This is a genomic window from Vibrio sp. Vb1554 (assembly GCF_033344235.1).
Genome location: NZ_JAWPOJ010000013.1, coordinates 98,774 through 119,327, shown reverse-complemented (window position 1 = coordinate 119,327; position 20,554 = coordinate 98,774). Strand labels below are relative to the sequence as shown.

General features: G+C 44.0%; 17 protein-coding genes and 1 pseudogene. 5 read left to right on the top strand and 13 right to left on the bottom strand.

The window, feature by feature from the left end; genetic code table 11:
* Positions 1-78: 78 nt before the first annotated feature.
* The 3 genes and pseudogenes from R8N28_RS13045 to R8N28_RS13035 all read left to right on the top strand — a co-directional run.
* Positions 79-1,488 (top strand): annotated as a pseudogene (locus R8N28_RS13045) (EAL domain-containing protein); the annotation flags it as partial.
* A gap of 85 nt (positions 1,489-1,573) precedes the next feature.
* Positions 1,574-2,284 carry a hypothetical protein gene (locus R8N28_RS13040; RefSeq protein WP_064354144.1) on the top strand — a complete coding sequence of 237 codons (711 nt, stop codon included), beginning with the start codon at positions 1,574-1,576 and terminating at the stop codon, positions 2,282-2,284.
* Between the two features lie 152 nt (positions 2,285-2,436).
* The gene (locus R8N28_RS13035; RefSeq protein ID WP_005376762.1) at positions 2,437-2,637 is read left to right on the top strand and encodes a DUF4250 domain-containing protein; all 201 of its coding nucleotides are present in this window, start codon (positions 2,437-2,439) and stop codon (positions 2,635-2,637) included.
* Between the two features lie 21 nt (positions 2,638-2,658).
* Here the strand turns inward: R8N28_RS13035 and metR are convergent, their stop codons facing one another.
* Positions 2,659-3,570 carry an HTH-type transcriptional regulator MetR gene (metR, locus tag R8N28_RS13030; RefSeq protein ID WP_065274681.1) on the bottom strand — a complete coding sequence of 304 codons (912 nt, stop codon included), beginning with the start codon at positions 3,568-3,570 and terminating at the stop codon, positions 2,659-2,661.
* Between the two features lie 281 nt (positions 3,571-3,851).
* Here metR and metE point away from each other — a divergent pair, with 281 nt between their 5' ends.
* The gene (gene metE / locus R8N28_RS13025; RefSeq protein WP_065274680.1) at positions 3,852-6,134 is read left to right on the top strand and encodes a 5-methyltetrahydropteroyltriglutamate--homocysteine S-methyltransferase; all 2,283 of its coding nucleotides are present in this window, start codon (positions 3,852-3,854) and stop codon (positions 6,132-6,134) included.
* A 133-nt stretch (positions 6,135-6,267) separates the two neighbouring features.
* Here metE and R8N28_RS13020 read toward each other — a convergent pair whose 3' ends face one another.
* The 8 genes from R8N28_RS13020 to R8N28_RS12985 form a co-directional block, all read right to left on the bottom strand.
* On the bottom strand, positions 6,268-6,660 hold the full coding sequence (locus R8N28_RS13020; protein WP_005386726.1) for a GspS/AspS pilotin family protein: 393 nt from the start codon (positions 6,658-6,660) through the stop codon (positions 6,268-6,270).
* A 3-nt stretch (positions 6,661-6,663) separates the two neighbouring features.
* Positions 6,664-6,960 (bottom strand): YciI family protein, encoded by a 297-nt coding sequence (locus tag R8N28_RS13015; RefSeq protein ID WP_005386727.1) that lies wholly within the window; start codon positions 6,958-6,960, stop codon positions 6,664-6,666.
* A gap of 115 nt (positions 6,961-7,075) precedes the next feature.
* Positions 7,076-7,471, bottom strand: a complete 396-nt coding sequence (yciA, locus tag R8N28_RS13010; protein ID WP_005376768.1) for an acyl-CoA thioester hydrolase YciA — start codon at positions 7,469-7,471, stop codon at positions 7,076-7,078.
* 225 nt (positions 7,472-7,696) lie between these two features.
* Positions 7,697-8,260 carry a septation protein A gene (locus R8N28_RS13005; protein ID WP_033905687.1) on the bottom strand — a complete coding sequence of 188 codons (564 nt, stop codon included), beginning with the start codon at positions 8,258-8,260 and terminating at the stop codon, positions 7,697-7,699.
* Between the two features lie 198 nt (positions 8,261-8,458).
* The gene (locus R8N28_RS13000) at positions 8,459-8,701 is read right to left on the bottom strand and encodes a hypothetical protein (protein ID WP_065274679.1); all 243 of its coding nucleotides are present in this window, start codon (positions 8,699-8,701) and stop codon (positions 8,459-8,461) included.
* A gap of 111 nt (positions 8,702-8,812) precedes the next feature.
* Complete coding sequence (locus R8N28_RS12995) at positions 8,813-11,353, bottom strand: hybrid sensor histidine kinase/response regulator (RefSeq protein WP_065274678.1); 2,541 nt, start codon at positions 11,351-11,353, stop codon at positions 8,813-8,815.
* A complete protein-coding gene (locus tag R8N28_RS12990) occupies positions 11,346-12,530 on the bottom strand; it encodes an acyl-homoserine-lactone synthase (RefSeq protein ID WP_065274677.1) in 1,185 nt (394 codons plus the stop codon). Before R8N28_RS12990 ends, R8N28_RS12995 begins: the two co-directional genes overlap by 8 nt.
* A 156-nt stretch (positions 12,531-12,686) precedes the next feature.
* Positions 12,687-13,946, bottom strand: a complete 1,260-nt coding sequence (locus R8N28_RS12985; RefSeq protein WP_005376774.1) for a dicarboxylate/amino acid:cation symporter — start codon at positions 13,944-13,946, stop codon at positions 12,687-12,689.
* Positions 13,947-14,489: 543 nt separating this feature from the next.
* Between R8N28_RS12985 and R8N28_RS12980 the strand changes: the two genes are divergently transcribed.
* Positions 14,490-16,031: a long-chain-fatty-acid--CoA ligase gene (locus tag R8N28_RS12980; RefSeq protein WP_065274675.1), complete on the top strand. Its 1,542-nt coding sequence runs from the start codon at positions 14,490-14,492 to the stop codon at positions 16,029-16,031.
* Between the two features lie 126 nt (positions 16,032-16,157).
* Here the strand turns inward: R8N28_RS12980 and R8N28_RS12975 are convergent, their stop codons facing one another.
* From R8N28_RS12975 to trpCF, 4 genes are all read right to left on the bottom strand, one after another.
* Complete coding sequence (locus R8N28_RS12975; protein ID WP_005376777.1) at positions 16,158-16,853, bottom strand: Crp/Fnr family transcriptional regulator; 696 nt, start codon at positions 16,851-16,853, stop codon at positions 16,158-16,160.
* 196 nt (positions 16,854-17,049) lie between these two features.
* The gene (trpA, locus tag R8N28_RS12970; protein WP_042522821.1) at positions 17,050-17,856 is read right to left on the bottom strand and encodes a tryptophan synthase subunit alpha; all 807 of its coding nucleotides are present in this window, start codon (positions 17,854-17,856) and stop codon (positions 17,050-17,052) included.
* A complete protein-coding gene (trpB, locus tag R8N28_RS12965) occupies positions 17,856-19,046 on the bottom strand; it encodes a tryptophan synthase subunit beta (protein WP_065274674.1) in 1,191 nt (396 codons plus the stop codon). The genes trpA and trpB overlap by 1 nt, the downstream gene beginning before the upstream one ends.
* Before the next feature lie 64 nt (positions 19,047-19,110).
* Complete coding sequence (gene trpCF / locus R8N28_RS12960) at positions 19,111-20,550, bottom strand: bifunctional indole-3-glycerol-phosphate synthase TrpC/phosphoribosylanthranilate isomerase TrpF (protein ID WP_065274673.1); 1,440 nt, start codon at positions 20,548-20,550, stop codon at positions 19,111-19,113.
* Positions 20,551-20,554: the final 4 nt, after the last annotated feature.

Below are 20,554 nucleotides of genomic sequence, written 5' to 3'. Positions count from 1 at the left end.
TCACTCAAGTTGAGTATGGGATCAAGTTAACCTTGTCACATAACTTCGCTGTCAAGGCTTCGCGGGTGAAGAGTTACCTTTAATGAGCTTAGAAATGAAATGGGCACAAAAATGCATGCCACTATCGTTAAAGGCCAAACTGGTGTGTCAATCCTTGGTTATGATACGAACCGACCAAGACAAGCGCTAGCACATGCAGCGCAAGCGATGTTGTCCTCTATTTCCGGTGAAGGCAGCTATTTCAACTTTTACGACAGTGAACTTCACTCTGAATTAGTGAAGCGCCAACATCTCGAGGTGTTTTTGGAGGCGCAAATAGAGAGTGGGCTAGTGGACGTTTACTTTCAACCGATTATCGACGTTCAAACCGGAAGAGTGGTTAAGTTCGAGGCTCTCGCACGCTTCTATGATGAAAATGATGCGTATTGTACGCAAAAGATGATCGCTATTATTGAAGATCTAGAACTCATAGCGGCACTTGATGATGTGGTCTGCCAAGCTGCGTTGAAGCACTTTCCGCGCTTACAAGAAATTTATGGCGAGGAAGTGGGCGTGACCATCAATCGCTCCCTCAATACGAAATTGGATTCTCTTCAGATCCTTCAGCGGTCGCATGATTTGATTAAAGCCAGTGGTGTAGACCCTAAGCGAGTAACTATCGAGCTAACAGAAACCGCGTATTTTGAACAAGATGAGGAGCATACTCGAGCTCTAGAGGAAGTGCGGAAAGAGGGCATTGAGATCGCGATTGATGACTTCGGTACTGGGTATTCTTCTTTTTCTTATCTAGAAAAAGGGCAGTTTGATTTACTGAAAATAGACCGAAAATTCATCAAGAACATTCATAAAGGGAGCACCAGCTATAACATTGTGAAAATGGTCACCGAGCTTGCACAGCAAATGAATGTAAAAGTGGTTGCTGAAGGCGTGGAATCTAAGCAAGAACTTCAAGTATTGGCAGAAATCGGTGTCGATTACATGCAGGGCTTTCTATTTTCTGCTGCCGTGCCTGTCGATTTGATGGATAAAGCGAACAGTTATGAGCATCTGTTCTCTGACATCGCGATTGAGTCTAAGCAAAGTGATGTGTTGCAATCTGTGAGCCATGAACAAGTCAGGTCTATGGACCCTGGAGAACCGCTCTCCTTGGCAGTGGAGTACATGAATTTGAATCCAAGCTTGCCTTTAGTTGTTCTCAATGAAAATCGTTGTGTTGGGTTAATTACGAAAGAGACGGTGAATTTACACCTAACGCCCTCGATGGGCACAGAGCGAGAAACTGAACGAGAAAGCCGAATTTGGAAACGTCCTGTTAATCAGATAATGAGCACCGAATTTGTGTTGGTTGATGAGGATTTACCTGTCTCTGTTATTCGAGAGTTGGTTAAAACCGGGATTCGTTTCCCTTGGGTACTGTGTAATACCAAAGAAGAGTACCGTGGAGTTTTAACGCAGGAAGACGCGTTGAAGTATCTTGCTTCTCTGTGAATAAATTGTCTTACCGTTTTAGCTCATTTGGGGGCCGACTTTCGGTGGTTTGGCGATAGTTGATTTGATATTATCGCCCCCCAAAATGACTTTTGAGCGTGCATTCAACATGATTCAACAATTGCTGGTTACTTTCCCTCCGATGCTATTTGGCGCACAAGCGCTACTGACTTTGCTTCTAATCAAGGGCGATATTTGTCCTGGTCAGCGAGGACGTCTTCATAAAATGTTGCCAGCAGTAGCTGTATTGTGGCTCGCTGTTGCGTCACTTCGCATTGAAGCATTTATGATCGTGTTTGCTATTTTCTACTTCTATTCTCAGGTTCAAACCAAGAAAACGCGTGAAAAAGGGCCACTATGGGCGATGCATTTAGCGAATGGTTTGGCCTTTGCGTATGTAAGTATTCAGGTATTTGAGCAATCAAGCTGGCCAGCATCGATAGCGATGGCGCTAATGATATTTTTCCTTGGGGCGTCATTTTCTCAATTGCTACTTACGATAGCTCGCAGCAGATTACAGGCATTTCACCGCATTTTACCAGTTACTGGCATTGTGTCTGGAATGCTATTAGTCATCGCAACGTTGTTTGCTTCTTACCAGTTAAATGAAGCTGCACTGAACGCTGCAACACAGCCAATCTTGCTGTCTTTAGCTATGCTAATTTCTTCAATTATCGTGTGGTGTTGGCATATTTTTACGCATAAGAAACCAGAAAAGGTGCAACTGAGCGTAGCTTTGTTACTAGCACTCGCGTCGATGACGAGCCTGCAAGGTTTATTCTCTCTCGCGGCTTGACCTCTACTCTAAAGACAAAGTTAGACGGCTTATATCCAAGTGCTTTCTTGATGCTTGGGTATAAGGTGATCACGTTTTAGATCTCACTCACTTTAAATTCGCGTGATTACTACTACGCTTGTTTATATACCTTGTCGAAGAGGAGAGTCGCGATGGATTTAAGCAATGTAGGTAATCTGGACAGCACTATTTTGCTAGGTATCGTCAACGAAAAGCTACGTTTAGAGTGCGACAGTTTTGACGAGTTAGTATCAGTGTATGAGATGGATGTAGAGTCTGTAGTCGGCAAGCTTGATATGCTCGGTTATCAGTACGATCCATTGACTAACCAATTTAAAGCATATCAACGCTAAGCCTTTCATAACCCAAATCTTTTAAGCCACCTTGATTCCGTCAAGGTGGCTTTTACATTGTAGCCTCGCGGTTGCGAAAAAAGCTTGTAAGTAACGCTTTTCTTTCTCTGAGTGACGCGTTGCAGCAAACAAGCGACGCCATAAGCCTTGGCCGAAAGGTTTACTGGTAATAAGACCTTGGCGAGAAAATTCAGAAATCGCCCAATTGGGTAGTGCCGCCACCCCTAATCCAGCAGAGACCATCTGAACTAACATGAGAGTGTTGTCGGCTTGCTTCCATTTCGCAGGTTCTATTCCTGCTGGCTGAAGAAAGTGTTTTACGACGTCTAGCCTTTGTTTTTGAACCGGATAAGAGAGCATGGTTTGATCTGCGAGATCTTGCGGATCAATAATGTCTTTTTCCGCCAATGGGTGGTTGGTTGCGGTAATTAAACGCATTTCAAAGTCGAATAGAGGCTCGTAGTGGACTTCAGATCGAGGTTGGATATCGGAAGTAATAACGAGATCGAGTTCGCCTGCCAATAGAGCTGGGAGTGGTTCAAAGCCAAAACCAGAGGAAAAGTCCAATGTTACGCTAGGCCAAGCAAGTTGGTACTCCCTAAGTGCAGGCATTAGCCATTGGAAGCAAGAGTGACATTCAATGGCCATATGTAATCGGCCATTGACGTCCTCTTTCAAGCTCGCTAAATCATTTTCTGCTCTTGCGAGTTTCGGAAGGATATCTTCTGCAAGACGCAATAGGATTTCTCCCTCTGAAGTGAACTTCACCGGACGAGTCTTTCTCAGGAACAGTTGCCCTCCAATTCGCGCCTCCAAATCTTTGATCTGATGAGACAGTGCCGACTGAGTGAGATGCAAAGCGGTCGCTGTCGCCGTTAGAGAGCCAGTGTCTCGAAGCGAAGTGAGTGTCCGCAAATGTTTTAGCTCTATCATGAATTCCTTTCATCCTTTGTTGCTCGCTATGAACAGAATAGCAATCGTGTAAATAACTTAACGACAAAAAATGGATATGTAAACGTCTAGACGTCTATTTGTTGTTTTTATTTGCGAATCATGTCGCTTCATGATGAATTTTTTTAATAAATAAGTTGAATAAATGGACGTTGTTCTAATATCAGATGAGAGCGATAGTTTAGCCATCCAGACATCTTATTCTTTACCGAAAGATGCTCTGATCCAAACAAATTGAACAAAATTGAGAAAGGAATAGGGACATGGCGACAACGACTCACATATTAGGTTATCCACGCATCGGTGAAAAACGAGAATTAAAATTCGCTCAGGAAAAATACTGGCGCGGAGAAATTGATCAAGCAGAGCTTAAAAAGGTTGGAGCAGATCTGCGCGCTAAAAACTGGCAAACGCAAACAGATGCTGGCTTGAGTTTTGCCACCGCTGGCGACTTCGCTTGGTACGATCATGTACTGACGACCACGTTGCTATTGGGTCATGTGCCAAAGCGTCACGCTGATGGTTTCCCTAACCTGGATACGTTGTTCAAAGTGGGTCGCGGTCAATCTCAGGCGGGTTGCAGCTGTGCGGGCGCTGCGGCATCGGATATGACCAAATGGTTCAACACAAACTACCATTACATTGTCCCTGAATTCAGCAAGGACGATACGTTTGAAGTGAGCTGGCCGCAACTGTTTGAAGAAGTCAACGAAGCGCTTCAAGCTGGCCACCAAGTGAAGCCTGTTTTGCTTGGTCCAGTCAGTTACCTTTACTTGGGCAAAGAGGTCGAAGAAGGGTTTGACCGCTTAACCCTGCTACCACGCTTACTTACTGCTTACCAAGCTATTTTGGCAAAGCTAGCAAGTCAAGGTGTTGAGTGGGTTCAGATTGATGAGCCAATTTTGTCACTGGAGCTAGAAAGCAAATGGGCTGATTCGTTTAAGCTAGCCTACCAAGTGATTCGAAGCGATGTAAAAGTGCTGCTAACGACGTACTTTGACTCCGTAAGCGATACGCTAGGCAAAATTGTAGAGCTTCCGGTAGATGGTTTGCATATCGATTTATCTGCCGCCCCTCAGCAGCTTGACGATGTAGTTACCAAGTTACCGGAGGATTGGGTGCTTTCTGCTGGTGTTGTGAATGGTCGTAATGTGTGGCGTTCAGATTTAAGTGCCCAACTCGAGCGTCTACAGCCAGTCAAAGAGAAACTGGGCGACAAACTTTGGGTTGCCAGTTCATGTTCTCTGCTACATAGCCCTGTTGATTTAGCACTGGAAACAGAACTGAGCGAAGAAGTAAAAAGTTGGTTTGCCTTTGCAAAACAAAAAGTGGCAGAAGTCGCCTTGCTTGGCCGAGCGCTCGATGGTGACCAAAATGCGATTCTCGCTTGTGATACCTATAGCCAGCCAATCAAAGCGCGCAAGACAGCAACACATGTGAATAAACCTCAAGTACAAGCGCGTTTAAACAACATTACCGCGTCACTTGCCGAGCGCAGCGTACCTTATGCAGAGCGTGCTGCGCATCAAGCTGAAGTATTGGGCTTGCCTTTGTTGCCAACAACGACAATCGGCTCTTTTCCTCAAACGGGTGAAATCCGGGTGCAGCGCAGCGCTTATCGTACAGGTCAATTATCTGAGTCTGAATATATCCAAGCACTTAAAGGACATATTGCTGACGCAGTAAAACGTCAAGAGGCGCTCGACCTAGATGTGCTTGTTCATGGTGAAGCAGAGCGTAACGACATGGTGGAATACTTCGCTGAGAACTTGGCGGGTTTTCAAACGACCAAATTTGGTTGGGTACAGAGTTATGGTTCTCGCTGTGTGAAACCTGCCATTGTAGTTGCTGACATTGAACGTGAAAAACCGATCACAGTTGAATGGTCGACGTACGCACAATCGCTAACCAGCAAACAGATGAAAGGCATGTTGACTGGACCAGTAACGATTTTATGTTGGACGTTCCCACGTGAAGACATCACACGTCAAGAAATTGCGCAGCAACTTGCTTTGGCACTACGTGATGAGGTGTCTGACCTGCAAGATGCAGGCATCAATATCATTCAAATTGACGAGCCAGCCATTCGAGAAGGTTTACCACTCAAAAAACGCGATCACAAAGCGTACTTAGAATGGGCCGTAAATGCGTTTAAGGTCTCTGCGGCAAGTGCAAAACCAGAAACTCAGATTCACACTCATATGTGTTACAGCGAGTTCAATGAAATCATTGATTCGGTTGCGGCACTCGATGCGGACGTCATTACCATTGAAACATCTCGCTCAAATATGGAGCTGCTGAAAGCATTTGAAGAGTTCAATTACCCGAACGAAATTGGCCCTGGTGTTTATGACATTCACTCACCAAACATTCCTACGGAAGAATGGATTGAAGGTTTAATCAAGAAAGCGGCAGACAAAATTCCGGCTCAGCGTTTGTGGGTAAACCCAGATTGTGGTCTGAAAACACGAAACTGGAAGGAGACAGAAGCCGCATTGGCAAATCTGGTTTCAGCGGCGAAGAAGCTCCGTGCTGAGCTGGCGTAACACATCGTTACAGCAAATAAAAACGGAGACTGTGGTCTCCGTTTTTCTATTCTTAATTGTTCACTTTCGTTTTCAGATTATCCAATAATAGCGAAGCATCGTCTCATGCCGAAAGCAACAAAAATTACTGTAGCTACTTCACCTGAGTACAAGTCTGTGCGGAAACCAACTCATCTGCCATCAACTGACCGCGAGAATTACGTACCTTAATACGATACATCAAGCCCATATCAATTTGCTTGCGAACTTCTGGGTTGCTGCAGTAGGTATAGATACTGGTATTCAGTACTTGATTTAACGGCTTTGCACCGAGTGCGCCATCGTTATAAATCATCATCATCTCTACAACATTTTTGTTGGATGAGACACGCATTATTTGCAGTGGGCCGTACTCTAAAGGGAGGCCCGCTGACAAGACTCCTGCTCGGTTTGATGCCATAAGCTCAAGTTGGCGCTGATTATCATCGGTTGATGAACAGCCAGCCAGAGCACCAAATACCAAGAAAAGACACAGTAATTTTTTCATAAATTAAAACACTTTTTTGAACGGTTTCACGATTACATGATCGTAAACACCAGCCGCTACATAAGGATCGGCTTCTGCCCACGCTTTAGCATCCTCTAGCGAGGCGAATTCAGCGATGACAGTTGAGCCCGTAAATCCAGCTTCACCAGGATTGTCAGAATCTATCGCAGGCATCGGACCAGCTGTAAGAAGGCGACCTTCGTCTTGTAGCTTTTGTAAGCGATCCAAGTGTTGTGGGCGAACGCTCATGCGTTTTTCCAACGAGTTCTCAACGTCCTGTGAAAAGATGACATACCACATAGCATAGTTCCTTAATTGGTAGGGTAAAGTGTTAATTTAACGCCTTTTTTGTGTCTCTCACAAGTGAACAACAGAAAATGTGAGATCCTTTCTAACTGTTAGCGTTGTAGGTTGACTAATTCTGAACCGGACGTGGTTTACCTTCACTGTCAATGGCTACGTAGTTGAAGGTCGCATCACAAACCATGAAGCGTTCGCCAACACCGTGAGCTTTGACGGGTTTGACCCATACTTCCAAATCGACACTCATGGATGTGCGGCCGATCTTAGTGCATTCGCCGTAGCAGCATACGACATCGCCCACACCAACAGGTTTTTTGAACGTAATGCTTGATACCGAAACGGTGACAACGCGACCACAAGAGATCTCTTTTGCCAGAATCGCGCCCGCTAAGTCGAGCTGAGACATTATCCAACCGCCAAAAATATCGCCATTGGCGTTTGTATCTGCAGGCATTGCAAGGGTACGAAGCAGCATTTGACCTTTCGGAGAGCTAATTTCTTGACTCATTGTGACATCCTAAATCTTAAAGGCGCTCAAACTAAGCGCCAACATAGTAAATACCTAGAACCAAAGGTCCTTAAAAAACCGCAGATACCGGACCAGAGAAAGTTGGTTTACAGCAGCAAGAATGGTCTGAAAACGGTACGTTGTTTGAGCGGTTTACTGATACATGGAGCAAAACAGCGACCCTAAGGTCGCTGTGAAGTCGCGGATTATAGCAAAACTGAGTTTTTAATCATCAGTGGACACATCGGATGAGTTATTTTTTTGTTCTTTTGGCATGTGTTTATAAATGTAAAAGCCAGTCGCAATCATGTAGGCAAATGTCGCGATCAACATTCCAAATACTTTGAAGTTAACCCAAACATCCAACGGCAATTCGTAAGCAATATAAATATTTAGGCCAGCGAAGAATGAGAAGAAGCCAACCCAAGCCCAGTTAATCTTTGCCCAAACAGCGTCAGGTAACGTAATTTCCTTGCCTAGCATACCTTTGATGGCTGATTTTCCCAATGCGTGGCTCACTGCTAAGCCAATCGCCAGAATCGCGTAAATGATGGTGACTTTCCACTTTATAAAATTGTCGTCGTGGAAGAAAAGGGTCATGCCGCCGAAGATAGTGACGATAACAAATGTTATTAGTTGCATCTTTTCGACTTTCTTATACAGCGCGTAGGTGACGACAAGCTGAATGGCTGTTGCTACGATTAGTGCACCTGTCGCCACGTAGATGTCGTACAGCTTGTATAAAGCGAAGAAAATGATGAGTGGTATAAAGTCTAGGATCTGCTTCATGATGGCAAAATCTACCTAATTATTGAATTGAAGACAGTCTAACTGAATCTGACAAGATGTGAATACTGAGGAAGTTAGGGTAAGAATAGTAACGCTTAGTATATCGTACAGCCCGCAAGCGTCTTCCACGTCGAAACAGCAAATGGAAGGAATAAAAATTGCCGCGTGAAGCGGCAATAGAGTTGAGAGTTTTAAACCTTAAGCCACACGTTGATATTGGGAAATAAGCGTTTTTACATCTTCTAAATAGCCTTCCCGCAGTAAGTTATCGACCGTTGCTTCTAGCTCTTCGAGAGACATCGTGAAGCAAGTGGATTTACCAGTCATCAGGGTCAGATATTGATGATACTCTTCTGCTGTATAGTGGCCTAAGCGATCAAGTAACAGTGTTTTGATTCCATGATGAATCAAGCCGTAGTATGTATGTCGATGAAGTAACATGGCGATCTCCTTATCAAGCTCATACGCTACTCATTTGCAGCCTGCTTGACCTTCTGGATAATTCGATTTACTCCAATAATGCACATCTAGTGCCAATTCTATATTTGCAAATTAAAAAGTGTTGGAAGGTGCAAAATTCTCGTTCTGTAACCATCTTTGGATGACGACTTGAAGAGCATTTAACGTGGTGGGCTTTTCGAGTCTGTCATCCATGAGTTTCGAAATTAGCTCCAACTCTCTAGCTCCAGACTCACCAGATAAGGCAATGATTGGAACGGAAGATGTGATTTGCTTAATCCGTTGGCTTGCGTCAAATCCATTCATTACCGGCATTTGGACATCCATAAGAACGAGATCAATCTTGTGAGAGTGGAATAGTTCTACCGCAGAGGCTCCATTATTTGCTTGTAAGCTGTTGACTCCCAATCTTTTTAAATACATCTGTACCAAGGTGCGTTGCACCTCTTTGTCATCAACAATGAGCACTGTTGGTGCATCTTTAGATACTTGTACGTGTTGAGCTGAATGATTTTCAGAATGTGATGCAGTTGCTTTCCAGCTATCAAAGTCCGGTGCTCTTAATGTCTCTGGTTTTGGTGCGTTTGGTACGACTGGGAAATACAAGTAGAATTCTGTGAACTCGTTCAATTCAGACTGGCACTCTATTCGTCCTCCGAAGGAGCGCATAACACGTTGGCAATAGCCCAAACCTAGGCCACTGCCTCCGCTTTTTTGATACGAGAAAAAGTCATCAAATATCTTGTGTAAGATACTGCTATCTATACCTGGCCCACTATCTCGGAAGATCAGAATGTTTTCGTAAGCCCCCGTCTGGGTACGAATCTCAATTTGACTGTCGGGATAAGAATCAAAATAGTAGATAGCGTTACGAATCAAATTGAAAATGACAAAGTTAAACAGGGTCTCATTTAACTTCGCGACAAAATCGTGTGCCTGTGGCAGGTTAATTCTCTCTATTATTTGATCGTTTTCAAAACCATAACGGCTTACTGCTTGGTCGATGGCTTTATGTATGGAAGTGAGAGCTAAAGGCTCATGCTCTGGTGAGCTGTCGCTAACTTCTCGTAAAATAATATCGATAAGTTGTCGACCGCGTTGTATAGCGGCTTCACCTTTATCAATTTCTCTTTTTAGCATATCCAGTGAGGCGTTTGACTCTATATGCTGTTTTAAAGCTTCAAATTGTAATTGTACTTGAGCGAGAGGGTTACGCATTTCATGTGCAATGGAGTTAGCCAGCGCACGGCTTTGGCGTACCTTTCTATCGGCTTCAATGGTGCTCTGGATGCGAACTAATAACGTTTGCAGAGCTGAGATTTCTTCATTAGAAAACAGCTTATTATCTATTTTATGTGAAGAAATTAGTAAGTGAGTAACAGACTTTCCACGACCGAAGAGAGGCATAACGAGCGCAGTATTGCTTGAGCGCATACGCTCGTAGAGCTTTCTCATAGACCCTTTAGAAGAGGAGGCATAATCAATTTCTTCAGACAACTCATCAAGCACGAGAACTGACTTGCTTGACGGCAGGTACTCTTCGTAAAACGTTTCTGTGTAATTGCTAGTGACTAGCTGTAGCTTGTTGTTTGGTATGTTAAGTAACGATGCCAACTGATGCATAGCATCATCTATTGAGCGTTTAAACTCTTCCTCTAACCCAAGGATTTGCTGAACGGGAGTGTGTCGTTTCCCATAAATAAAATACGAAGCGAAACGACTGACTCGCTTAAAAAGCAAGTGCCAAGTGATACCGATAAGCGCGCATAAAGGTACCGCAACAAGCCATTGGTTATCTTCAGAGATAGGAATAAATATCGCCCCTAGCGGCAGAACAAAAATGGCGCAGACTAAGAGCGCGCTTACCGTTAAGTACGTGAGATATTTAGCGCTGTAGAAGCGAGAGGTAAGTAGGGCATAGCCGACAAACAACATTTCGCTGATTGAAAGTGCTGGTGGTAACCAAGTTAGGGAGAAGTCGCCAAGGAAATACGTCATTCCAAGGTGTATCACTGCCGTAGATAACATGAATACCAAAATGCCAGCGATCATATAGTTGCTTTTTGCTAGCGTGAGCTTGCTGCTGTTAGCGCGCATGGCAATCAAGTTAAGCAGCGTTAGTACCACGAAAGCTAGCAAACTAATGAAAAAATATGAGGTATGTGGGCCAAATTCAATGACGAACTGGCTTGGACCACTAATGGTGACATTTTCGACAGTAAGATTCGGCACTAAGTTGATGTACAGTGAATACGTTGCTAGTGCGACAAAGACGACTTTTTGCCAGACTTTGACCGCTGTTTTTTTAACATCTGCGGTTAACTGGCAAGAAAAATAGAATGCAAACGCAAAGGCGAAAAAAGACGCTAAGTTCGCTAACTTAGCCATAAAAATGCCACCAACAGAGCCTAATTCTGGCAATAAATCGGTATGGAAATAGGCGTTGCTGCTTATCCAAACAATGATACAGCTGGAATAAGCGATGTAAGGCGCGTGATGCGAGCCTAAGATTGATTCACTCTTCTGTTTTAGGCGATAGCAGTAATACAGTAGCCAAGCGAATACTATTAGTACAGTCGCGTACAATGCCATTGCTTTTGGGTAAAAGAGACCGTGCAAATGAACATCAAGCATGCTCATTCACCTTTTTATCCATTCTTTTTGTTCGTACGCAATGTTTGTAGTCGCGAAATTGTATGTCTTGAAATGCTTCAACCATCATACCTAAATTCCAGAAACCGCGGTATGTCTTGGTACCGTCACCATTAATGTCGCGGTATCCTGAGTGAAAGTAGGCACTTAAATCAATAGATTGATAGAAATTTAACATAAATACTTGCTCAATAATGGTAAAGCCGAGCTTATAGCCTGCTTTATAGAGCTCGCTCATCATAGTTTTTTGCGCCAGATACAAAAAATACAGCTTTTGTTGAATGTTGCCTCCCACCGTAAGACGCAGTACTTCGCAAACCGCTTCAGTGTTCTTTACATGAGATTGAAACTGAGCATCAAACTCAATAAGAGTGTGCTCATGAGTTAGAGCACGACACTCCAAAATACCCAGTTGATTGAGAACACTGTACCCATGATTAGGAAAGCAAAACTGCCATTGTTCGTTACTAAACTGTGGTGAGTAACTGAGCCAGTTATTTCGTTGATGCCAGCTTTGCACTAAAGCGGAGGAGACCATGATTGGTGAAGATGACGATTTGAGCAAGAGGGCAAAGTGCTGCCCTTTTTGCGAGAGTGATAAAAGAGGCAAGATTTCAAACCATTGTTCAGTTTGGACGAAAAGCTCAAGATTACTCAGTGTGATCGCTTCGGAAATCGGCATTAACGCTGCATGATTTGGCAGCATTACCTCAAGATCGCAATCTGCGATATCTTCAATTAACACGCTAGTATAGCTGTGGTCGTCAAACGGAAGCGGAGTAGGAATCGCAGCTTCGTTTGAAGGATATTTTTGCTTGATTGCTTCGATCTCGCATTGACACCAGAAAACCATCCAATGCGGGTAACAATCTGCGGCAAGTTGTTCAAGTAAACGAATCTCTTTGGAGAAACCTGTCGGATACTGTTGCACTAAATCTCGATAATCCATTAACTCAAATAGTGCAGAAAGACTTTTTGATGCGTGTTTAGGAAAGAGAGATTTAAGCAGTTTTATTCGATACAGAGCAACCTGTTGAAAAAGAGCATCTCGTTTTTGTTTCGTTAGGGTAAGAATAACTAAGTCAATCAGTGCCTGCTGCTTTGATTCGATCGGCAAATTTGTTTTGGTGAGATATTCCAAAGATTGCTCAAGACTCATGATATAACCTAGTTCTAACGTTTTGTCATATTTTGTAATGGTTTATATCATTTTGAAAAATTTATGCCATCGGTTTCTATTTGTATAGTTACGTAATGCAAGAAAAGACAAAAAAACCGCTCATTATGAGCGGTTTTTGGTCTATTCAAGAAAGGGTTAGGCTTCTTGCTTTTTTAGCTCAGCTTCTGCCGTTTCTTCTTCAATTAGCGCATCAACGATAACTGCACATGCAGCATCACCTGTGATGTTCAGTGCTGTACGAATCATATCGAAAATACGGTCAAGAGCGAATAGCAGCGGTAGACCTTCAATTGGAATGCCAGCGGCAAGAAGCACGGCAACCACTAGGAAAGAAGGGCCAGGAACACCCGCTTGACCAACCGCACCCAATGTAGACGTTACGATAATTGCAATGTAAGCGCCCATGCCTAGATCGATATTGAACAGTTGAGCAAAGAAGATAGCAACCAAGCCATAGTAAATCGCATTACCTGACATGTTGATCGTTGCGCCTAGAGGCAGAACAAATGATGCAGTTGAATTTTTTACGCCCAGCTCTTTTTCACAGGTGTCCATTGTGACAGGCAGTGTTGCCATAGAAGACGCTGTTGAAAGCGCAACTGCTTGCGGTTTCTTCATTGAAGACAGGAATTTCTTCGCAGATGTCTTCGTGAAAACATGCACCATTGCTGGGTAAACAACGAAACCGAAGATTAGGATGGCGGCAACGTAAACAACGAACAGTTTAAACACCACCATTAGCGCACCAAAACCGAACGTACCGACGGCTTCTGCCATCAGACCAAATACACCGATAGGTGCAATGATCATTACTTTGTTGATCATCCAAACCATTGCGTCAACGATGCAGTTAACACCATTGATGATTGGTTCACGACGTTCTTTTGCTTGCTTAGAAATCGCAATACCAAAGAACATACAGAAAACGAGTATCTGTAGGATGTTTGCTTCATTTAGTGATTGGAAAACGTTGGTTGGGATCATACCAGTGATGGTTGCCCAGAAAGTAGGTAGTTCACCTTTTGAAGCGTATTCTGCTGAGAACATGCCTTCAACGCCAGAGACGTCGATACCCATGCCTGGTTGGAATACTTCACCCATAAATAGTGCAAGCGCAACGGCTAGGGCGGATGTTAAACCAAAATAACCTAGAGTGACGATACCAACTTTACCTGCTGACTGGCTGTTCCCAAGACCAGCGGCGCCAGAAATCAAGGCTACAGCGACCAAAGGAATAACCAACATTTTGATTAAGTTGATAAAGATAGCACCTAAAGGAGCGAACACTGTCGCATCATGACCCATCATGGCACCAACGGCTGTGCCCACGATCATGGCGATTACGACTTGTACGCCAATGTTGTTTAGCAAACTCTTTTCTTTTAACACTTCCATAACCTCTGTGCTAATAAAATGTAAAATCCTAAAATTACCCACTAACCATAAATGGATTTACGGATAATTATCTCGCCTTGCTTTTTACACTTATCGTTTACAATTGGCAATATGCAGCAAGGTATTATTGATGGATTAATCGATATTTTATTGACGAACGATAAAGTTTTGTTCAATAGCAAACGTTTGCTATTGATTTTTCTTATAAGGGTCGCGTTTAGGATTGTTCAAGTTTATTTTTCTTTATTTGTTTTCTTTTTGTTAATTTTAACCGCTTTTGTATTTGCTATTGCAGTCAGAGTTTTTAGTGACTTGGGTTGATATTTATAACAATTCATCTCTTTCAAGCTCACACTTTTATTAATTTGCCTTCTGAAATGTTAATTGCTTTACATTCTTGGCTCTAATTGCGTTGTAAACATAATGTTAAATTGTAATGACTGGTGAGACTCAAATGCTGACGATCCAGTGTTAGAGATAACTTGCTTAGTTAATGCTCCTGAGCTGATTAGACGAGAAAGACAAGTAAGAGGTGAAGAGACTATGATGAATCTTGCTGCTGCGTTACAAAGAAATGCTGCGAGTAAACCAGATAAAACGGCGTTGATATGTGGCACTGAAAAGATAAATTATGCGCAGTTTGATGCGATCGCCGGCAAGATCGCAGCGTCTTTAATCAATAAAGGCGTAAAGCCAGGTGACCGCGTTGCGATTTCATGCCCAAACATTCCTTTTTTCGCGTTTGTTTATTATGCAACACAAAAAGCTGGCGCGGTTGCAGTCCCATTAAATGTGCTTTTGAAAGCGCGAGAAATTAAGTATCACTTAGAAGATTCAAAAGCGAAGTTTTATTTCTGCTTTGAAGGGACGAAAGAACTGCCAATGGCAAAAGAGGGTGTCAAAGCCTTTGAACAAGTCGATACATGCGAAGGCATAGTCGTATTGACTCAATCTCAAGATGAAAGCTATTGGAATGGTGTAATAACTCTCAATGCGTTTATAGCCGATGTCCAACCGTTGCCGGATTATATACCGCGTAATGCGGATGATACATGTGTGATTTTGTATACATCAGGGACGACAGGCTTACCAAAAGGCGCTGAGCTGACTCAGCAGAACATCATAATGAACGCTCTGGTGGCACAAAATATTATGGGCAGCCAGGCCGATGATATTCACTTAGTAACTTTGCCTTTATTTCATACATTTGGTCAAACCGTCCACTTAAATGCTAGTGTTTTGGGCGGGGCAACATTGGTGTTAGTGCCTAGGTTTGAGCCTAAACATGTTCTTGAACTGGTGGAAAAACATAGGGTGACGATATTTGCTGGTGTGCCAACGATGTACATCGGTCTGCTTCATGTGCAGCATCAATTTGATACCTCGTCATTGCGTGTTGCAGTAAGCGGTGGTGCGTCATTGCCAACCGAAATCTTTCGAACCTTTGAAGAAACATTTAATGTGCCGATCTTAGAAGGGTACGGCTTGTCGGAGACAAGTCCTATTGCATGTTTTAATCATTTGGATCAGGAGCGTATACCAGGCTCGGTAGGTCAACCGGTTCAAGGCGTCGAAGTAAGAGTTATCGACATTGAAGGCAATGCACTACCGATAGGCGAAGAAGGTGAGATTGTTGTGCGTGGTCATAATGTTATGAAGGGATATCTTGACCGTCCAGAAGTTACTGAATCTGCGCTACAAAATGGTTGGTTCCATACTGGTGATGTGGGCCGCTTTGACAGTTCAGGTAATTTATTTATTGTCGATAGAATGAAAGATCTGATCATTCGAGGTGGATTTAATGTTTATCCCAGAGAAATTGAAGAAGTTTTCATGACTCATCCTGCAGTTTCAATGGTAGCGGTGATAGGGATTCCAAATGAAGAGTATGGCGAAGAGATAAAAGCCTACGTTGTACTTAAACCAAAAGAATATATTGACGCCGATTCATTACAAAAGTGGGGTAAAGAGCAATTAGCCTCGTTTAAATATCCTCGTTATGTCGAAATTCGTGAACACCTCCCGATGAGTGCGACAGGAAAGATTTTGAAACGTGAGTTGAAATCTGAATTGAATATAGCTTAGTCAATTCAATGGTTTTTGTGTCACAGCGCCACTTGCCTAAGCGCAAATGGTGTTGTGCTCTTAACCAATTAGATGCATAAGCTTTTTAGCTGTCGTTAGACAATACTTACCGTTTGTTGAATGGATCTATTGCTCGAGTTCTTTAAAGTATTCTTCTAAGCGTTTCGGATTGGTAATGGTTACTGAGCCATAGTTTAGCTCTAGCATCCCGATACTTTCTAATCGTTTTAGTATCTTGTGTACGCTCTGACGAGTTAGCCCCATCATGTTAGCGATATGTTCTCTTGTTACCCTGACAACGCATGGTCGAGTATCGATCGCTTGATTAAGTTGGTATTCTGCAAGCAGCAGTAACCTTTTGGCGACTCGTTCTTCAATTCCTCTAATCGCGTCATCTTCGATAACAGAAATAGCAGACCACAAGCGGCGGCTAAGTAAGTCGAGTATAGTGGGGTAACTTTGAGGGTATTTGGCGAGTAATTGGCGAAATTTATCTCCAGGAAGCTCCATTACAGTCACGTCAGAATGCGCGGTCGCACCAAAAATACGAGGCATACCGGGAGAAAAAACATTGTCTCCAAACCAGCCACCAGCTTCGAAAATCATCAGTGTGACTTCTTTGCCTTTTGAACTAATTGAGTTCACTCTCACTGCACCTTGAGCTATGACCATAAGAGAAGATTGAAGCGCACCTTTATTGCAAATCAGTGCTTTTTCGTCGAAGCAGCGAACCTTAGTCATTTGCGCTGCTTCACTAAGCCCTTTATCTGGCAGCCCTGATAGTACAGGACATTTGGCTAGCAGTGTTTTGACTTCTTCCATGTAGCAACCTTACTGCACATTGCTTTATTGAGTTAGTTAAGTTACCCAAGCTTAACACTCTTTGAGTGCTCTGCTTGAGATAGATTTGGAAAGTGCGGGCGTTGAACAAAAAATGACGTGGTATAAACACGATAGTAAGAAAACGCCCACTAAACATAATGTTAAGCGGACGTTGTTGTGTCATATCAAACTGAAATTATTTTTGAGTGGCAGCTTTCATTGCAGAAACGAATTCACCTAGCTTGTCGAGCATAATTTGTGGTTGCTCAACGTTCGCTTCAATGATTTTTACCACGGCTGAACCAGAAATTGCACCAGCCGCACCAGATTCTAGTGCTTGTTTCACCTGTGCTGGCTCTGAGATGCCAAAACCAAGTAGCGCTGGTGGCGCATCAAATTGGTTCAGTCTATCGAGCATATGACCTACAGGCATGTTTGCTTTGGTTTCTGCGCCAGTAACACCTGCACGAGAGAGTAGGTAAGTGTAGCCGCCACCCAACTCTGATACTTGCTTCAGTGTTTCATCACTTGCCGTTGGTGGTGCGATGAAGATTGGGTGAATACCAAACTTTTCTGCAGCAGCAACAAATTCAGCACTTTCATTAGTTGGTACGTCTGCAATCAAAACAGAATCGATACCTGCTTTTGCACAACGCTCATAGAAGTTCTCGATACCACGAGAGTAAACAAGGTTCGCGTACATCAGAAGGCCAATAGGCAACTCTGGGTACTTAGCTCGGATCTTACCAATTTGCTCGAAGCAGATATCTGGTGTTGCACCTGAATCTAGAGCACGAATGTTCGCACCTTGGATAGTTGGGCCATCCGCAAGAGGATCTGAGAATGGAATACCGAGTTCTAGGGCATCTGCGCCCGACTCAACCAATGTTTCCATGATCTTGTAAGACTGTTCTGCGTTTGGATCGCAAACCGTTACGAACGGTACAAACGCGCCTTGGTTTTTCTCGTTTAGGCGCTCAAACATCTTTGCATAACGGCTCATTAGATCGCTCCTTTTTCTTCTAGGATGGCATGTACAGTGAAGATATCTTTATCACCACGACCTGATAGGTTCACAACTAACAATTGTTCTTTTTCTGGATTCTCACGAGCCATACGCAGTGCATGAGCCAGTGCGTGAGAAGATTCTAGAGCAGGGATGATACCTTCGTTACGCGCAATTTCCTGGAATGCATCTAGTGCTTCATCATCCGTCACGTTGTCATATTCAGCACGGCCAATTGCGTTTAGGTGTGCGTGTTGTGGACCAACTGAAGGGAAATCAAGGCCAGCAGATACTGAGTAAGACTCTTCAACTTGGCCGTTTGGATCTTGCATCAACGGTGCTTTCATGCCGAAGAAGATGCCCGTTTTACCGTGTTTAAGTGGTGCACCGTGCTGGTCAGTATCGATACCTTTACCTGCTGGCTCTACACCAATTAGGCGAACGCTTTCTTCTTCAATGAAGTCAGCAAACATACCAATCGCGTTTGAACCACCGCCCACACATGCGATAACCGCATCAGGAAGACAGCCTTCACGTGCCAAAATCTGATTCTTCGTTTCTTCACCGATCATGCGTTGGAAGTCACGCACGATCGTTGGGAATGGGTGAGGACCTGCCGCTGTACCTAGTAGGTAGTGCGCGTCTTCGTAAGTTGCAGACCAGTCGCGCAGCGCTTCGTTACATGCATCTTTAAGTGTCGCTGAACCCGAGTGGACAGGAATAACTTCTGCGCCCATTAGCTTCATACGGAATACGTTCGGGCTTTGACGCTCAACGTCTTTTGCACCCATGTAAACGCGACACTTAAGGCCAAGTAGTGCACACGCTAGTGCGGTTGCAACACCGTGTTGGCCTGCGCCTGTTTCTGCGATGATTTCGTTTTTACCCATGCGTTTCGCAAGCAGAGCTTGACCTAACACTTGGTTGGTCTTGTGCGCGCCACCGTGAAGTAGGTCTTCACGTTTTAGGTACAGTTTGGTTTTCGTACCTTTGGTTAGGTTACGAGTTAGAGTCAAAGCCGTTGGACGGCCCGCATACTCTTGAAGAAGCGTCATGAACTCACTGCGGAATTCTGGATCTTCTTGCGCGTCTATAAACGCTTGCTCTAGTTGCTCCAGTGCTGGAACTAGAATTTGCGGAACGTACTGACCGCCGTATTCGCCAAAGTAGGCATTCAGTTTTGCCATCGTTATATTCCTTCTCGTATTTTTCGCTACGAATAGCTTTAAATTTTTTAGCTGATATCCAGCTTTAGTAGCTGCGAATGGCGGTGAAGGCCGCGAGCAACTTCTGTGAATCTTTTTTGCCTGGTGCGCTTTCTACACCAGAGTTTAAATCTAATCCCAAGCAACCTAGTGTCGCTGCTTGTTGAGCATTTTCTGGCGACAGTCCGCCCGCTAGCATAATTTGACTTGGGTCGCCGATCAGTGACCAGTCGAACACTTGACCAGTTCCGCCAGTTTGAGTGCCAACTTGCGCATCTAATAAATGGCGATCAATGTTGTCTGCTAGCAATTCTGGCTTGGCATCAGTCACGCCGTAAGCTTTCCAAATTTCTACCGCTGCTGGCAGTTCGGCTTTGAGTTGGTTTACGTAAGCTTGGTCTTCTTGACCGTGCAGTTGCACCACTTTTAAACCCAAAGAGGTCACGACAGAAGCAACAAAATCGATATCGTGATTTTGGAACACGCCTACATAGTTCAGTGGCGCACCGCTCATGGTTAAGCGCGCACCTTCAAGGTCGACCGCACGCTTCGACTTCTCGACAAAAATCAGGCCACCAAATACTGCGCCTGCTTGATATGCTTTTGCTGCGTCATCTGGATGCGTTAAGCCACACACTTTATTTTCGCCTAACGTCACTTTACGTACAGCAAGTTCTAGGTTGTCTTCCGCCATCAGTGAACTACCAATCAAGAAGCCGTCTGCGTATTCCGCTAAATCACGAACTTGTTGATGCGTATAAATGCCAGATTCTGAGATTACTGTTGCGTTAGGAGCCAGTTCGCGAATGGTCGGTGCCAGTTCTTTAGTACGATTCAAATCAGTACTTAGGTCGCGAAGGTTACGGTTATTAATGCCGATAACGCGTGCGCCAAGCTTAACGGCACGATGAAGCTCTTCTTCGTTGCTGACTTCGGTCAAGATACCCATGTTCAGGCTGTGCGCTGCTTCCTCTAGCGCTTTGTACTCTTCGTCATTCAGGACAGAAAGCATCAGTAGCACGGCATCAGCACTGTAATGACGCGCTAGGTAAACTTGGTAGGTATCTACCATGAAGTCTTTGCACAGAACCGGTTGTTTGACTTGGCCACGCACTTGAGGAAGAAAGTCAAAGTTACCTTGGAAGTACTTCTCGTCTGTTAGGACTGAAATCGCATCAGCATGGTTGTTGTAAACCGATGCAATGTAATCCAAGTCGAAGTGATCACGAATCAAACCTTTAGAAGGAGATGCCTTCTTACATTCGGTGATGAAGGCCGTCTTTTCGCCACTCAGAGCATCGTAGAAGCTGCGGTCCGATGGCAGTAAATCAGACTGAAATGTGCTTAGCGGCTGAGACACCTTACGGTCTGCTACCCACTGATATTTGTCGCGGACAATTTTCGCCAGTACTTCTGCCATTTCTGCTTCTTTCTTAGAAACGTGTTCAGACAGGTTGTCAGCTTGCTGAGTGTTGAAGTCAGTCATCTTC

Excerpts from the sequence above, each read along its gene's own strand:
- R8N28_RS13040 (WP_064354144.1), top strand. The coding sequence starts at position 1,574 with ATGACTTTTGAGCGTGCATTCAACATGATTCAACAATTGCTGGTTACT.
- R8N28_RS13035 (WP_005376762.1), top strand. The coding sequence starts at position 2,437 with ATGGATTTAAGCAATGTAGGTAATCTGGACAGCACTATTTTGCTAGGT.
- metR (WP_065274681.1), bottom strand. The coding sequence starts at position 3,570 with ATGATAGAGCTAAAACATTTGCGGACACTCACTTCGCTTCGAGACACT.
- metE (WP_065274680.1), top strand. The coding sequence starts at position 3,852 with ATGGCGACAACGACTCACATATTAGGTTATCCACGCATCGGTGAAAAA.
- R8N28_RS13020 (WP_005386726.1), bottom strand. The coding sequence starts at position 6,660 with ATGAAAAAATTACTGTGTCTTTTCTTGGTATTTGGTGCTCTGGCTGGC.
- R8N28_RS13015 (WP_005386727.1), bottom strand. The coding sequence starts at position 6,960 with ATGTGGTATGTCATCTTTTCACAGGACGTTGAGAACTCGTTGGAAAAA.
- yciA (WP_005376768.1), bottom strand. The coding sequence starts at position 7,471 with ATGAGTCAAGAAATTAGCTCTCCGAAAGGTCAAATGCTGCTTCGTACC.
- R8N28_RS13005 (WP_033905687.1), bottom strand. The coding sequence starts at position 8,260 with ATGAAGCAGATCCTAGACTTTATACCACTCATCATTTTCTTCGCTTTA.
- R8N28_RS13000 (WP_065274679.1), bottom strand. The coding sequence starts at position 8,701 with ATGTTACTTCATCGACATACATACTACGGCTTGATTCATCATGGAATC.
- R8N28_RS12995 (WP_065274678.1), bottom strand. The coding sequence starts at position 11,353 with ATGCTTGATGTTCATTTGCACGGTCTCTTTTACCCAAAAGCAATGGCA.
- R8N28_RS12990 (WP_065274677.1), bottom strand. The coding sequence starts at position 12,530 with ATGAGTCTTGAGCAATCTTTGGAATATCTCACCAAAACAAATTTGCCG.
- R8N28_RS12985 (WP_005376774.1), bottom strand. The coding sequence starts at position 13,946 with ATGGAAGTGTTAAAAGAAAAGAGTTTGCTAAACAACATTGGCGTACAA.
- R8N28_RS12980 (WP_065274675.1), top strand. The coding sequence starts at position 14,490 with ATGATGAATCTTGCTGCTGCGTTACAAAGAAATGCTGCGAGTAAACCA.
- R8N28_RS12975 (WP_005376777.1), bottom strand. The coding sequence starts at position 16,853 with ATGGAAGAAGTCAAAACACTGCTAGCCAAATGTCCTGTACTATCAGGG.
- trpA (WP_042522821.1), bottom strand. The coding sequence starts at position 17,856 with ATGAGCCGTTATGCAAAGATGTTTGAGCGCCTAAACGAGAAAAACCAA.
- trpB (WP_065274674.1), bottom strand. The coding sequence starts at position 19,046 with ATGGCAAAACTGAATGCCTACTTTGGCGAATACGGCGGTCAGTACGTT.
- trpCF (WP_065274673.1), bottom strand. The coding sequence starts at position 20,550 with ATGACTGACTTCAACACTCAGCAAGCTGACAACCTGTCTGAACACGTT.